A 13,967-nucleotide genomic window follows, 5' to 3' on the forward strand; every position below is an offset into this window, starting at 1 on the left:
CCCGCGCTTTAGGGCGCTTCTTCCAGGCCGTTACAGACGGGATGCGCGTCCATGACCGCGATCGCTTCGTCTTCGCTCATCTCTTTGCGATCCAACCAGTGGCGCGAGTCGTAGCGCGAAACGTAGCCCGAGTGGGTGACGATGAAGTTACGGCCCGCGATGAAGGGAATGCCGCCGTCGCCCGTATTTTCCAGAGCGTAGACTTGGCAAACGATCTCACGGCCCGAAGGCGAAATCGCGTGCTTCCAAGCGACGCCCTCTTCCTGGGCGTCCCGGCGCATCTCGGCTTCGAGACGCTCACGGCAAGCGGTTTGATCCTCGCGACTTCCCACGAAACAGGTGTTCTGGGCCGAAGCGAACAGCGGAGAAATTGTGAATGTGGCGATGAAAGTCAGGATGGTGTTTTTCATACCCTACGGAAATTGCAACCGCCGGGCCAGGCGCGCACGCATTGGCGAAGCGGGCTAACCCGCCCCACCGACGAACCCGTCCCGCGGTGCCGTGAATCGGCACCGCCCCGGAACGGAAGTTAGATATCCGTGAAGCCGTCGCTATCGTAATTCGGCGAGCCGCCCGAAACCTTGCGCACTCCCGAAACCGGCGCACGCGCGGCGCGCTCTTTGGCCGTGAATTTCAGAACTTTCCCGGCAGGTCCCGCCCCCACCGGCGCGGTGACCGGCGTCCCCGCCGGCGCCGGCATCTGACCGCCGTGGATCCTGACTTCCAAACGGGCCACCGTCGAAGTCAAAGCCGAAGCTTGCGCGGACAGCTCTTCCGCCGACGAAGCGCACTCTTCCGAGGTCGCCGCGTTTTGCTGAGTCATCTGATCGAGCTGGTTCATGGCTTTGTTGATTTCGGCGATACCGCGCGCCTGCTCGTGGCTGGCCGAAGCGATGTCGTTCGCCATGGTCGTGACCTGACTCACGTTCCCCACGATGTCGTTCAAAGCGTCACCGCACTCACGCGCGATGCGGCTGCCGTCGATCAGGGTGGAAATCTCTTCGGCCGCGGCGCCACTCAGGCGCGCCAAGTTGCCGACTTCCTCGGCGACCACCGCGAAACCTTTGCCGTGCTCACCGGCGCGCGCCGCCTCGACCGAGGCATTGAACGACAGAAGCTCGGTCTTGTTGACGATCTCGTTGATGATTTGGGTTTTCTTCGCGATCTGCTCGACGACCTTCACGATGCCGGCAATCTCTTTGTTGCTGGCGTTGACCTGCTCCATGATCGTCGCGTTGCCTTGATCGATCCGGGTCATCGCCTCGACCATGCGGTCGACCACGACGCGGCCCTTTTCGGAGGTCTGTTCGGATTCCCGCGCCAGCGACGCCGTCGCGCCCGCGTTGTCGGTATTTTTCGTGATCATCGCGGTCATTCGCGCCCGACTCGAAGTCGGCAAAATAAAAAAACCCGCGTCACCGCGGGTTTCTATTTCGCTCAGAGGCTCATTTCCGGCGAAACTTTCTTTGGATCTGCTCCAAAGACCAGAGCGAAAAATTTGGTAGTGAGAGGCGGACTTGAACCGCCGACCTACGGATTATGATTCCGTTGCTCTAACCAGCTGAGCTACCCCACCACGGCTTTTAACGCTGCGAGTGGTTTTAGGAATTCCTGAGTCTTCTGTCAATCTTGAAGGGGCGCGTCTTACAATGTGGGAACGCTTTGGGCCGCTGCGGCTGGATTTCTCTATTGCTTGTCCCCCATGCACCTCCTAAGTTTTTGCTCCAAATCGGACCTCAAGGCTTGAGGTCCACGGATTCATATCGGAGGGAAAAGATGACTCTCAAATTGGTTTCGCTCGCGCTCGCGGGCGGTTTGCTTGTTTCTTGTTCAAAAACCAGCGTTCCGAAACGCCAAAGCACTTGGGATCAGGTCGCGGAGGTCTTCGGGCTGCAAACCGCAAACACCAGCCTCAAAGTCGTCGACGTCTTCGGGAAACCGGTCGCCGATGCCCAAATTTTGATCGGAACCGGAGTCGATCAACCCTTCGCGGAAAATTTCATCGCCACCGACGCCAACGGCAGCTTCACCGCGCCGGCCGGCTGGACCACGCCCCAGGCCGTGACCGTGAACGCTCCCGGCTACGTCCGCGCCACTTACTTCGCGCAGCTTCCGGGCGCGCAGACCTATACGCTGCGTCCGCTCGTCGGCGCGCAGAACTTGAAGCTCACCGGTCAAACCACCGGGTACAAAACCGTCGACCGTGACGGCATCGTGGACTTCGGAATCGTGATCCCTTCGCTCACGAAAGCGACGCTCTTCAATTTCGACATCTCGGCGTTCATCAGCCCCGAGACCGACGAGATCTCGATCATCGGTCGCACCATCAACATCCCGAAGAACATCGTGCTGCCGCAACAGCGCGAGTCCTACTTCTTCCCCATCGAGTTCAATAAACCGAACTACGCCCTGAACTTCCGTAGCCCCGGTGAGCGCATGATCTACGTCGCGCGCGGGACCTTCCCGCTCGACGACGTGGTGAACGAAGTGCGGAACGGCAAAGAGTTCTACGAACTCACGAACTACCTGTCGATCAAAGGCGGCGCGCTTCGTAAGCTGGATCTGCAAGGCGATACGGCTCTCAACCTGCCCGTCAACGAGTTGAACTACACGGGTTCGCGCCAGGTCATGGCCCCCGCCTTCAAAAATGACGAGGTCGTCCTGACCGCGGCGCTCGCCGAGTGGAAAGGCTGGTTCTACCCGACGGACGTCAAAATCCTCGATGCCGGCAAAGCCCGCAACCTCACGATCGCGACCGGCGGTACGCCCTCGCTCATCTCGATCTTGAAACGCAAAGACGAGATGTCGCTCACGCAAAATACCGACCGTCTGAGCGCGCACTTCGCGACCTTCGATAACGGCGTCACGCCGAACTTCCTGCCGCTGATGGAAAAACCCAAGGTGACGAATGCGTACGCGTTCGACATCGCCGCGGTCGCCAAACCCGCGCACGTCTTCGAAGGCGCGCAGTTCGCCGTGCTCTCGAAAGTCACCCAAATCCAAGTCGCGGGAAAGAAATTGGACGTTCTTGAGAACATCTGGGAGGTCTTCTCGCCGAACTGGATGCCCGCAACGCAAATTCCCCAGTGGCCGGGAGAAAACACCCCGAATGGCGCGGCTGGTAAAATGCGTTGGGAAGTGACTCTGACGGGTCTCCCCAGCGAGAATTCCGTACAGAATGTGGACCTCGGACCGAAGTGGCTCGACGCGGCCTCGCACGCGACTCGCGCCTCTCAAGACTTCTAAGCTTTTTCTGAGCGCTCTGGCTCTCGTGGTCGGCGTGTTTTCACTCGTCGGCTGCGAAACCATGAAAAAAGAAGAGCGCATCAACAACGCCATCGAAAAGTCGGTTTTCACTCGCGTGTACTTCGCGAGCTATGAATCCGTATGGCGTGCGGCCCAGCTCGCGCTCAAATACCCCATCTCGGTGAACAACATGGATAACGGCGTTCTCGAAACCGATTGGGTGCGCGCGCTGGAGGGATTCTCGCCCCCCGGCTCGGGCAAAATCCCGTCCTCGGGTATCCGCTACAAGATCGCGCTCAATATGGTGAAAGGCCGCTCGCAGGGCCGCGAATCCGTGCGCGTGACCCTACGGAAAAATCTGGAGCGTCAACGCGACTTCTTCTCGGATCCCGAGCAGATGTTGACGGACAGCTTGGAAGAGAACGTGATTCTTTACCGCATCGAACGCGAGCTCATCATTCAAGATGCGCTTCGCAAAGTCGGCGACTGATTACCGCTTAAAGGCGCTGCGAGTTTTCCGCACGCGCCGCCCACTTCAACCACAGATCGCGCTTTTCGGCGAGGGGGCTTTCGGTTTTACCGAGAGTCTGGCGGGTGAGCTTTTCCAATCCGCTCACCGCGTGACGGTGCATACGGGCGTCGGTTTCACGTAGGTAAGCGAGGAACAGCGGCGCTTCGCGATCCTTCGGCTCTTTCGCCAGGATCTCGAGCATCTGCGGCCGCGTCCACAGGCCTTGAGTTTTACGGAAGTTCCGCGGCTGATCGATTTCGTTCCAGAAAAGCTCGCGGATCTCGGAGTCCATTTCGGCTTCCAGCACCAGAATCGCCGCCGAACGGACGACCAGCGCTTTGTCCGTCAGTCGCTCTTTCGCCACGGTCCGCGCCTCGCGCGGGAGCACGCTTTGATAAGCGACCAATCCCGCATTGCGCATGAACCACTCGTTCGACTTTTGCGTGCGCGCCAAAAAGCCGCGCGACTCGGGGCCACGCAACTGCGCGTACAGCACGACCGCTTTCCAGCGCTCGGCGAAATCGACTTTGCCGTCGAAGGCGAGTTTTTCGAGTTCGGGCGCCAGAAGATCACGACGGGCCTCGGCCACCGCCAAACGGTTTTCCGCAGGCATCGACAGAACTTCCCGGACATCCAACTGAATCGTCTTCGGCGGATCCGCGACGATCACGCGATTTTTCACCGCCGCCAGGGCGGGCACGCCCAGCAAAAGCATCACGCCCAGCCCCGTCAGGGATTTCATGCGCCACCCTTTTTCATGAAGTCCTCGAAGTCGCCCATCAACTTGGCGTCTTCGGGTTTGATGCTTTCCATGGAGGCCGCTTCGGCGGCCAAACGCTCGGCATCGAGCCCCGCTTCAAGCGCATCCCCCGCCGGCGCATCGCCCACGGTCGCGGCGATCTTTTCCAACTGTCCGGCTTCTTGAGTCATTCGTTCCACATCGAAAAGTCCGGCCGCCGCCGCTTCGGCTTCCGCGTCCGCCGAGGGCTCTTCCGGAGTGGGGATCCCCCCTTGCGCCGAAACCGCATCCGCGAACTCTTTCAGAAGGTCTTCATCCGCCGCCGAGTTGCGCTCCGGAGCGGGAGTGGACGCCACCGACGCCGCAAGTTCTTCGGGCGGCGTGGCCATCAAGCTATCGACCATGGCCTGCGCGGGATCGATCTCGGCGGGCGCGGGCACCGGCGCGGGTGCGGCCGGAGTTGCCACGGCCGCTGCGGCCGCCGCGGGCGTCGCCGCGACGGGCGCGCCGCCCTTCAGGCCTTCGAGCTGCTTTTGCAGTTTGACGTTCTCTTCCTTGTAGAAAGAAAGATCGGCGATGTCCTCGCTGATGATTTCATACTCGGCAAGTTTGGCCTGCAGGTCGCGAATCTGATCTTCGAGCGCGCGTTTGTCTTCGGATGACAAATTCGCCACGCCCGCCGCGGGCGCCTCGCTGCTCACCGGCGCGGGGGCGCTGCCTTCCGGGCGGGGCGCCAGCTTCATTTGCTCGATCTGTTCTTGTTTCTCGGCCAACGACGAACGCAGCGTTTCGATCTCGGCAACCAGTTGGGCGGACTCCGCATTCGCGGGAACGGCCGGGACCTGCCCCGCACGTTCGAGCAGTTTTTTCAGCGTGCCTTCAAGCTGCTCCAAGTTCGCGGAGCCCGCGACCGGAGCGGTATCGCCGGAACGCAGAAAGTTCCTCGTGGCGAGGACGGCCACCAAAAGCAGGATCAAGGCGACTAAAGCCTGAATGATCACGGCATTATGCTTGATCACGAACGGGATCATGGTTTCGAAGGACATCACGACCATTGTGCGGAGAGCTGAGCAGAGGGTCAAGGAGTGGGACCGCGATTGTCTGGAGGCCCGACCTTTGATAAGCGTCTCGCATGTCATTCGATCTCGTCCTCGCCAATGCCCATTCCGTCCTTCCCGCCGACCCGCAAGCCCAGGGCACCTCGCCTCTAGTCCAGGAGCTCGTCCATATCGGTATCAAGAACGGCAAAATCGCCGAGATCTCGAAAACGCCTCTCAGTGGAAACGAACTTATCGACTGTACGGGACTGACGGTTCTTCCCGGCGTGATCGATTCGCAAGTCCACTTCCGTGAACCCGGCATGACCCACAAAGAGGATCTCGAGTCGGGCACCCGCGCGGCCGCGATGGGCGGAGTCACGACGGTGTTCGAAATGCCGAACACCGTTCCCGCGACAACGACCAAAGAACTCTTCGAAGACAAGATGAACCGCGCCAAAGACCGTGCGTGGACCAACTACGCCTTCTACATCGGCGGCAGCCCCGAAAACGTCGACCAGCTGGCCGAACTCGAAAAGCTGCCCGGTTGCTCGGGCATCAAAGTTTTCATGGGAAGCTCCACCGGCACGCTGCTGGTGGAGGACGATCCGACGCTCGAAAAGATCTTTCGCTCGGGCACCCGTCGCGTGATCCTGCATTCGGAAGACGAGCCCCGTTTGCGCGAACGCCGCCACATCGCGATCGACTCGGCGGACGTGCGCAACCACCATGTCTGGCGCGATGTCGAGTCGGCGGTCATCTCGACGACGCGACTTTTGAAGCTGGCCCGCAAAACCGGACGCCCCGTTCATGTTCTGCACGTCTCGACGGCCGAAGAACTCGAAATCTTGAAAGACGAAAAAGACATCGCGTCGGTCGAATGTCTGCCCCAGCACCTGACGCTAGCGGCGCCGGAAGCTTACGAACGTTTAGGCACGAAGGCGCAGCAGAACCCGCCGATCCGCGAAGATCGCCACCGCCAAGCGCTGTGGAAAGCCTTGAACGGCGGCGTGATCGACGTGATGGGCTCGGACCATGCGCCCCACACGCTCGAAGAGAAAGCGCGCCCCTATCCGCAAAGCCCCAGCGGCATGCCGATGGTGCAGACGATGGTGCCGATCATGCTAAACCATATCCACAAGGGCCGCCTTTCCCTGTTCCGCTTCGTGGAACTGGTCGGCGAAGCCCCCCGCCGCGTCTTCGGTTGCCGCACCAAGGGTCGCATCGCCGTCGGTCTCGACGCCGATTTCACGATCGTGGATCTCAACCGCCAAGAGACGATCACCAACGACTGGATTCAGAGCCGCTGCGGGTGGACCCCGTTTGACGGCGAAAAGGTCACCGGCTGGCCCGTGATGAGCCTCGTGGGCGGGAAAATCCTTCTGAAAGACGGCAAACTTCAGGCCCAGGGACTAGGTCGCCCCGTCTCTTTTCACGTCTAGATCATTTTTAATTCATTCACGTTCCACGGAGTCGGCGTAAAATAAGAGTCATGAAAGCACTCTTAGGACTTTTACCGTTCGTCTTCGCCCTTCCCGCCTTCGCCAATTTGGGAAGCGACATCCAATCGCAGTGTTCGGTCCCCGCTTTGAACCTGCAATCGAACGCGAACGACATCGCGCAAGGACGCCTGGTCGAAGCCCGACAGATCAAAGAGTACTTCACGGGACAAACCGCCAGCCGCTCGGAAGTCACCGCCGACCGCGACAGCCTGAACCACTACCGCATGCAGGTGAAAGTCGAGGGCGTGAAGTTCGCGCAGAGCAAATGCATCTTGGGCCTGATCGAAAAGCGCGTCGGCGCCGGCGCGAAGATCTCGAAGCTGAATGAATCCGCCGAGGGACGCAAAGTCCTCGCCGAATACGAAGCTTACGTCAAAGCCCAGCAGAAAAAGCTGGAAGAAATCCGCGTGAAACTCCAGCAGTGCGAAAAGAAAAACGACGCCGCACAAAAACGCGAATGCCAACTGGCCGCCTACAACGACGAAGTGGGCCTGCACGAGCCGGCCGCTCTTCTTGCCGAGATTCAAAAAGCCGGGCGCGTGGGTTTCATCGACGGCCGACAAGATGTGCTGTCCACGTACCGCGACAATCGCCTGAACGCGATTCGCGACACGATCAAAGAGCTCAACGATCAGCTGGCGGCCTCGGGCGACCGTTTCTCGGCCCCCGCGAACGACGCCTCGGGAACGCGCTAACTTACTGATATCCTAAGACTTCGTCTCATTACGGGATCCGCATTTGGCCCTGCGCTTGCAGTGTTATCCAAGCAGATGCGGAGGAAGATATGAGCTCGAATTTAAAAGCACTGTTCGTCAAGTCGACACTGTCACTGTCAATTTTATTGCAGGTTTTCGGAGCCCAAGCGGCGCCCGGTGAAAAACCCATGACCAACTTAGAACAGAAGACTTTCGAGCTTCGTCCTCGTCACGTCTATTTCTTCGGAACCGATGGCAAGCCCAGTGAGTTCGCGAAGAAAGCGGGCGACCGTCTTTGTGAAATGCGCGGCTTCAAGCGCGCCACCGATTGGACCGACGCACGTATGGCCCAAGCGGATATTGATAACCCTCAAAAACTGACCGGTTTCCAAACCTTCCAGAAAGACGGGAAAGCTTTCGTCAAGCTGACCAGCTTCGAGGAGATCATGAAGGATGCGAAACCTTCGGATAACCGGATCGCCGTGTTGTTCAAGTCGGTCACTTGCGAGCGTGAAAAGACCAAATCGGCCGCCGTCGAGGACTCGCTGTTCCAAGAAGATCCCGCCGACATCGATCAGCAGGATATTCGCTCGCGTCTTTCGGACTCTTCCATCGAAGAGCTGTAATTCGCGATTCCATTCAGAAAGCCGCACGAGAAACGCCGTCCCGATTCGGGCGGCGTTTTTTTATTTGCCACGGTGAACGTCCCGAAATTAGCCTTTCCTCATCTCCCGCACGGAAAGGCTTCACATGCGCTCAATGGCCGCTCTCGTTTTGACTTCGCTTCTGGCTCTCCCCGCCTTCGCGCAAGACCGCGAACCCGCCCAAGCGGGCCGCCACTTCAAACCGCGCCACGAGCCGACCATGAACCTCCGTTTCAATCCGCTGGCGGCACTGCTGCTGACCGTGGACGGGAGCTTCGACTTCATGATCACGCCCCATGTGACCATCGGTCCCAAACTGACCTACATCAACTTCAAGATCTTCGACGTGCAACTGAAAGGTCTCGCACTGGGTGGGGAAGGTCGCTATCACTTCAACGGCGCCTTCAACGACGGAGTTTATCTGAACGGGATTCTGACCACGATCAGCATCGAGGCTTCGGCGAAAAGCAACCTCACCGGCGAAACCGCGACCGCGAAAGGTGAAGGCCTGAACTACGGCGTCGGCTTGGGCTACCATTGGTTTTGGGATTCATTTAACCTGAACCTGGGATTGGTGTTGGGCGGAACATCCGCGGGCAAAATCGAAGTGAAAGATTCAACAGGCTCGACGGTGGAATCCACAAGCCCCAATTTGTCGACCGGCCTTGATTTCAAAATCGGGTTTACCTTCTGATTCCCGCGCATCGCTGCCTCGAAATGGTGGATTTCTAGGACAAGAAATCCGCCAATCCCCGAAGTGGATTTGGCACTGCTGATGCAACTCCATCGATTGTGTGCGTGAAATGGGAGAAACTCCCGCGCCGCAATCGAAAGGAGTCTTCTCATGAAAACCGCAGAATTTGCCGAGCTGGTGCAAGGCATTCGCTTTGCGATGTTCACCACTTCAAGTCTCGAAGGTGGTCTCTCGAGTCGCCCACTCACCGTACAGGAAATGACCGCGCAGGGGGATCTGTTCTTCTTGATCAGCGACACTTCCACACTTGCGGAAGAAGTGCGCGCGAACGGTCGCGTGAACGCCACCCTCACGAAACCCGAATCTTCTATTTACGTGTCGCTTGTCGGCTCTGCCGAAGTCACCCACGATCAGGAGCGCATTGATGAGTTGTGGAGCATCGGCGCGCAAGCCTTCTTTCCGCGCGGACCGAAAGATCCCGACCTTGCCCTCTTGCATATGCGCATAGAAAGCGCCGAGCTTTGGGATTCGCCGTCGTCGCGTATCGTGCAAGCTTGGAAATTCGCGAAGGCCATCGTGACTGGTGAGAAGGCATCGGATGCCGGTCGCCACAAATCTTTCGAATTTGAAGTCATTCAAACATAAATGAATTCGCGATCACATGAATAGTCCGCGCGCGGACCGAGCAGAGAAAAACTGACGGCCCGCATTTTCATTTCACGAACTTCGTCGCCGCGTGCACATTCCCTTCCTCAAACATCATCGGAGGGAATGTGCGGAGTGCTTCCATTGCCTTAGTGGCTTTCGGTGCTCTTTTTGCCTTCAACCACACTCACGCGGCAAACTCCTACAAAGTCGATCCCGCCGCGACCGTCACGATCTCGGAACTCGGATACTGCCGCGAAGTCACGAACAACCATGCTTCACGCGCGCTCTTCGTACCGACACGAACTTCGACCGAGTTCCTGAGCTTCATCAACAACAAGCCCGCGTACGTGAATCTCTCTTTGTGCTGTCCTACCGGTTACGTTTTGATCCCGGGGAACGGGACCTACGGGACGAGCAACTTCTGCATGATGCAGTTCGAAGCCAAAAACGTGAGCGGAGTCGCAACCTCGCAGGCGAGTGTCAGCCCCTGGCACAGTATCAGCCACTACGATGCGCGCCGCCGCTGCCAGGCCCTCGGCACCGGATACGACCTGCCTTCGAACAATCACTGGCAAACCATGGCCCGCAACGTGGAATTGGTCGCGGCGAATTGGTCCTCGGGCACGGTGGGAAGCGGTTGTCTTTATATCGGGAACGCGGGCGTCAGCGGGGTCTGCTCTTACAACGGAACGGGGGCGCCCAACTACGAGACCGGAACCTCCGGCACGAACCGCGCGCGCGCCCGGCTGCGATTGTCCAACGGACAAGAGATCTGGGACGTATCCGCGAACGTCGCCGAGCATATCGCCGGCGTCTACGATGCGAACACGAGCTTCGTGGGGGGCAACGTCGTCAATATCGATGCGCCTCACAAAAGCGTCTTCGGTCCGTCGGGAACTTACTCCGCGGCCTCTTGTGCGGCGTCGAGCACGGACTCGACGGGAGGGCTTTGTGGACTCGGTTGGTACGGCTACGGCTCAGCTCCGGCGCTTCATCCGACCAAACCAATGCTCGAGGTTGTCACGTGAACGGCACCACTCGAAGACGCGGGACCAACGCCACGACGGAAGGCGCGAGCGCCGCGGTCTATCGCGCTTGCGCCTGCAACAACTAGAAAAGACGCCGGGGTCCCCGGCGTCTTCGTCTTCGCTCCTTTGAGATCGTCAAACGATTAGCGGCAACGGCGCCATTGCAAACGGTAGATCAAACCCGAGCTGATATCCGCCGAGTCGACCGTGCCGAGAGTCTGCTCTTGGCGCGAGTTCGTCGATGACATCATCGACGCATTCACGCGAAGGTTCACATCCGCTCCGCAAGGCGACCAAACCAAAGTTGTCGCGATCAGATTGTCGGTCAGAGTGTAAGTGTCGTTGATGGGACCGTTGAACTGACGCGAGATCCGGGGACCGCGCGAGCCCGCCCAAAAATACTCCGCATCGAAACGGTTGTACCCGCCACGAGGAACCGCGTTGTAACCGCGATAGTCCACTTGGAAAACCGCCACGCTGTAACCCGAGGGCACGCGCACGGGAATCGAGAAGTTACACGACTTGCGGTCGATACGGCGACCGGCATCGCGGCCGGCTTCGGTCAGGAACTGGTCGAAAAGAATCGAGACCGCCGATTGATCGGGGCTCACCGATACGCTGGCGGTACCGCCGGGACAGCCGGTGCCACCGTACGAAGGTGTGCCGAGTCTGAGCTGGCTTTGTGCTTGGGCGGTTGCGGCCATCATCAAAGTGGCAATAGCGGTCATCAACATTGTTTTCATGTCGTCCCTCCCCCGAGGTCGTCTTGTGGTGTGAGTGACTCCACAATTGGAGTCGAGAGTCCCTAGAGCAAGGTCCTTGCCAAGTTCGCTTGGAGTCGTTTTGCTCCCGGGCGACCCGTCACTCGAAAGGTCCGGTTAATTTCCGAAGTCGTATCCGTCGGCGGCGCGGGATGCCAAGCTCTGAGGCAGGAGGCTCCATGAAAAAGATCTCAGGAGAAAATCTGCTTCTCATCGGAATCGTCATTATGGTGGGAGCAGCAGGATTTGGCCTTTGGCGTTTCACGAAAGATTTCATGTTGAGCTCAACCTACGCGCCAGAACCCCTCCTCTTCCTTAAGAAGCTGCACACGAACGAAACCGCGTCGTTCGAACAGACCGGCCACTATACCGAAACCCCGGAAATGGCTTTCGCACTTGTGCCCAACTGCCCCAACGAGGAGCCCTGTCAGCACTATCTCTATTATGTACGGCAAAGTTGCGAGAGTGGTGGCCGTTGGCTTCCGGCTGAGGCCACTGCGGCCCAAGCAACGGCCCCGCTTCGCGAAAGGCAAGGCGAGGTCACCAACTACCTCGAAGCGTGGCAGGGTCTCTGCCGCCCCGTTCGAGAGGGCTACGAGGCGCTGGTGTTCGGCTTAGATCCGAAGACCCAGGTTCTCGAGATTTACTTCGGCAATGAGAAAAACCCGATCGAGAAGATCTCTCGCTAAAAAAACAAAAGGCCCCTTACGGGGCCTTTCGCGTTGAGACTCTTTTCGTGCGGTCGAATTACTTCGAGCAGAAAGGAGCGTCGGGCATGATTTGGCAGATGATTTCGCACATGGCCGCATCACCGATCGGGCAAGAACCGGGGTCGCCACCGGGATTACCGGGATCGCCGGGGTTACCGGGAGTCGACTGGGGCTGACCGACATAGATCTTGTACGAAGTCGCGGTTTTGCCAGCCGCATCCGTGATCGAGACTGTCGTTTCACCTTCCGCAACGGCGGTCATGACACCCGAAGCGTCGATGGTCGCAACCGCAGCGTTCGACGAAGCGAACTGGAAGGGCGCCGTTCCGAAGACCGCCTCGAAGGCACGAGTCTCACCTTTCGCCATGGTCAATGCGTTGGGCGAAACGAAGGGCGTCTTGTTCAGAAGCATGTCGACTGCGGTGAACGCGTTCACGCGGCAATCACACGCGACCGAGATACCGACCTTGTCACCCGAAGCTTGCAAGAGCGAACGCAATTGCAGGGGCGTCAGCGAAGGATCTTGGGCTTTCAACAAAGCCACCAAACCCGCAACCAAGGGAGTCGCCATCGAAGTTCCCGACAGATCACCGTATTTGTTACCGGGAAGAGTCGACACGATGTTTTCGCCAGGAGCGGAAACGTGGACTTTCGCTTTACCGTAGTTCGACCAGCTGGGTTTTGCGTCCGAAGAGTTCGAAGCCGCGACCGCGATGGTGTTATCGGTGCCCGCGTTGGTGGGATAGTACTCGGTCTTATCGTTGTTCTGACCGTCGTTCGCTGCCGCAACAACGAAGGGGATTCCCGCTTTGCCCGCACGCTCAACCGCTTCAACCAGAGGTTGGGCTTGGCTGCGGCTGACTTTCGCGCCCCACGATGCCGAGATCACGGTCGCGCCTTTTTCGATCGCCCAGTCGATGGCTTTAATACCATCCATCAGGTCACCGCCGCCGTTTTCGTCAAGGAAACGAAGGGGCATGATCGAAACGTTCGGCGAAAGACCGATGGTTCCGCCGTCTTGCAGACCGGTCGAACCGACGACACCCGCGCAGTGAGTTCCGTGACCGGGATTTTGCATTCCGGTTTTATCCATCGGATCGTCGTTTTTGTTTTTGAAGTTGTAGCCGGGCACCATATTGGGCACCAGAGCCGCGTGGCGATAGTCGACACCGGTATCGATGACGGCGACCACGACCGACTTGTTCCCTTTATTGCCCGCACGAGTCCAAGCCTCTTCCGCCTTCACTTTCGTGATGGCCCATTGGCTACGCAGCGCAGTGGGATTCATATTCACCGGCATAAGGAACGAGCGCAGGCGAATGTTCGGAACGATATATTCGACGTTCGGATTCGAATACATGCTCAGCATGGCGTTGATCTTGCCCGATTCCGGGATGTTCACTTTCGCCAAGTTCGCCGAGTCATGAGTATCGAGGACCTGCATATTCATCGAGTTCATGCTCGAGAAGAATGCGCTCGACCGATACTTCACAATGTATTCAGCAGCTTGGGTTGTTTGCACTGCGGTGAGTGCCGTGATTGCGACGAGGCCTTTCAAGGCCCATGAAATCCGTTTCATAGTTCCCCTCCGTGAGAATGAGCAAATCCTAGACATTCATCGCGGTCGCTGTTGAGGAATATTTCAGCTTTGATTTGCTACGTCATACGATTTCGCTGAAGAACGAAGCAGCGTCGATAGCCGCCATAAAAGGATTTGATTCTGCCGCCGAGTCCCACAACAATCGCGTGCGC

Annotated in this window: 15 protein-coding genes and 1 tRNA gene; 9 read left to right on the forward strand and 7 right to left on the reverse strand. The window is 58.5% G+C overall.

What is annotated here, in order from left to right; all coding sequences use genetic code 11:
• Window positions 1-8: 8 nt before the first annotated feature.
• The 3 genes from KF767_04995 to KF767_05005 all read right to left on the reverse strand — a co-directional run bounded on the left by KF767_04995 (window position 9) and on the right by KF767_05005 (window position 1,576).
• On the reverse strand, window positions 9-410 hold the full coding sequence (locus tag KF767_04995; GenBank protein MBX3017224.1) for a hypothetical protein: 402 nt from the start codon (window positions 408-410) through the stop codon (window positions 9-11).
• Between the two features lie 119 nt (window positions 411-529).
• On the reverse strand, window positions 530-1,366 hold the full coding sequence (locus KF767_05000; protein ID MBX3017225.1) for a hypothetical protein: 837 nt from the start codon (window positions 1,364-1,366) through the stop codon (window positions 530-532).
• A 133-nt stretch (window positions 1,367-1,499) separates the two neighbouring features.
• A tRNA-Met gene (locus KF767_05005) sits at window positions 1,500-1,576 on the reverse strand.
• Window positions 1,577-1,776: 200 nt separating this feature from the next.
• Between KF767_05005 and KF767_05010 the strand changes: the two genes are divergently transcribed.
• Together KF767_05010 and KF767_05015 are read left to right on the forward strand one after the other, a co-directional pair.
• The gene (locus KF767_05010) at window positions 1,777-3,246 is read left to right on the forward strand and encodes a carboxypeptidase regulatory-like domain-containing protein (protein MBX3017226.1); all 1,470 of its coding nucleotides are present in this window, start codon (window positions 1,777-1,779) and stop codon (window positions 3,244-3,246) included.
• Between the two features lie 34 nt (window positions 3,247-3,280).
• Window positions 3,281-3,736, forward strand: coding sequence for a hypothetical protein (locus KF767_05015; GenBank protein MBX3017227.1), 456 nt, complete (start codon window positions 3,281-3,283; stop codon window positions 3,734-3,736).
• A gap of 7 nt (window positions 3,737-3,743) precedes the next feature.
• Here KF767_05015 and KF767_05020 read toward each other — a convergent pair whose 3' ends face one another.
• Both KF767_05020 and KF767_05025 read right to left on the reverse strand, forming a co-directional pair.
• Window positions 3,744-4,499 (reverse strand): hypothetical protein, encoded by a 756-nt coding sequence (locus KF767_05020; GenBank protein MBX3017228.1) that lies wholly within the window; start codon window positions 4,497-4,499, stop codon window positions 3,744-3,746.
• Window positions 4,496-5,542, reverse strand: coding sequence for a hypothetical protein (locus tag KF767_05025; protein MBX3017229.1), 1,047 nt, complete (start codon window positions 5,540-5,542; stop codon window positions 4,496-4,498). The genes KF767_05020 and KF767_05025 overlap by 4 nt, the downstream gene beginning before the upstream one ends.
• 86 nt (window positions 5,543-5,628) lie before the next feature.
• Between KF767_05025 and KF767_05030 the strand changes: the two genes are divergently transcribed.
• From KF767_05030 to KF767_05055, 6 genes are all read left to right on the forward strand, one after another.
• Window positions 5,629-6,975, forward strand: a complete 1,347-nt coding sequence (locus KF767_05030; protein ID MBX3017230.1) for a dihydroorotase — start codon at window positions 5,629-5,631, stop codon at window positions 6,973-6,975.
• Between the two features lie 50 nt (window positions 6,976-7,025).
• Complete coding sequence (locus tag KF767_05035) at window positions 7,026-7,730, forward strand: hypothetical protein (protein MBX3017231.1); 705 nt, start codon at window positions 7,026-7,028, stop codon at window positions 7,728-7,730.
• Between the two features lie 89 nt (window positions 7,731-7,819).
• Window positions 7,820-8,356 carry a hypothetical protein gene (locus tag KF767_05040; protein ID MBX3017232.1) on the forward strand — a complete coding sequence of 179 codons (537 nt, stop codon included), beginning with the start codon at window positions 7,820-7,822 and terminating at the stop codon, window positions 8,354-8,356.
• A gap of 124 nt (window positions 8,357-8,480) precedes the next feature.
• The gene (locus KF767_05045) at window positions 8,481-9,068 is read left to right on the forward strand and encodes a DUF3575 domain-containing protein (GenBank protein MBX3017233.1); all 588 of its coding nucleotides are present in this window, start codon (window positions 8,481-8,483) and stop codon (window positions 9,066-9,068) included.
• A 150-nt stretch (window positions 9,069-9,218) separates the two neighbouring features.
• On the forward strand, window positions 9,219-9,713 hold the full coding sequence (locus KF767_05050; protein ID MBX3017234.1) for a pyridoxamine 5'-phosphate oxidase family protein: 495 nt from the start codon (window positions 9,219-9,221) through the stop codon (window positions 9,711-9,713).
• 152 nt (window positions 9,714-9,865) lie between these two features.
• Window positions 9,866-10,744: a hypothetical protein gene (locus tag KF767_05055; protein MBX3017235.1), complete on the forward strand. Its 879-nt coding sequence runs from the start codon at window positions 9,866-9,868 to the stop codon at window positions 10,742-10,744.
• Between the two features lie 143 nt (window positions 10,745-10,887).
• On the opposite strand, the gene KF767_05060 is transcribed toward KF767_05055, so the two are convergent.
• Complete coding sequence (locus tag KF767_05060) at window positions 10,888-11,487, reverse strand: DUF4360 domain-containing protein (GenBank protein ID MBX3017236.1); 600 nt, start codon at window positions 11,485-11,487, stop codon at window positions 10,888-10,890.
• Between the two features lie 197 nt (window positions 11,488-11,684).
• Here KF767_05060 and KF767_05065 point away from each other — a divergent pair, with 197 nt between their 5' ends.
• On the forward strand, window positions 11,685-12,194 hold the full coding sequence (locus KF767_05065; GenBank protein MBX3017237.1) for a hypothetical protein: 510 nt from the start codon (window positions 11,685-11,687) through the stop codon (window positions 12,192-12,194).
• A 58-nt stretch (window positions 12,195-12,252) separates the two neighbouring features.
• On the opposite strand, the gene KF767_05070 is transcribed toward KF767_05065, so the two are convergent.
• A complete protein-coding gene (locus KF767_05070) occupies window positions 12,253-13,830 on the reverse strand; it encodes a S8 family serine peptidase (GenBank protein MBX3017238.1) in 1,578 nt (525 codons plus the stop codon).
• Between the last annotated feature and the right edge of the window lie 137 nt (window positions 13,831-13,967).

This window comes from Pseudobdellovibrionaceae bacterium, assembly GCA_019637875.1.
Taxonomy (GTDB): domain Bacteria; phylum Bdellovibrionota; class Bdellovibrionia; order Bdellovibrionales; family Bdellovibrionaceae; genus JAHBUW01.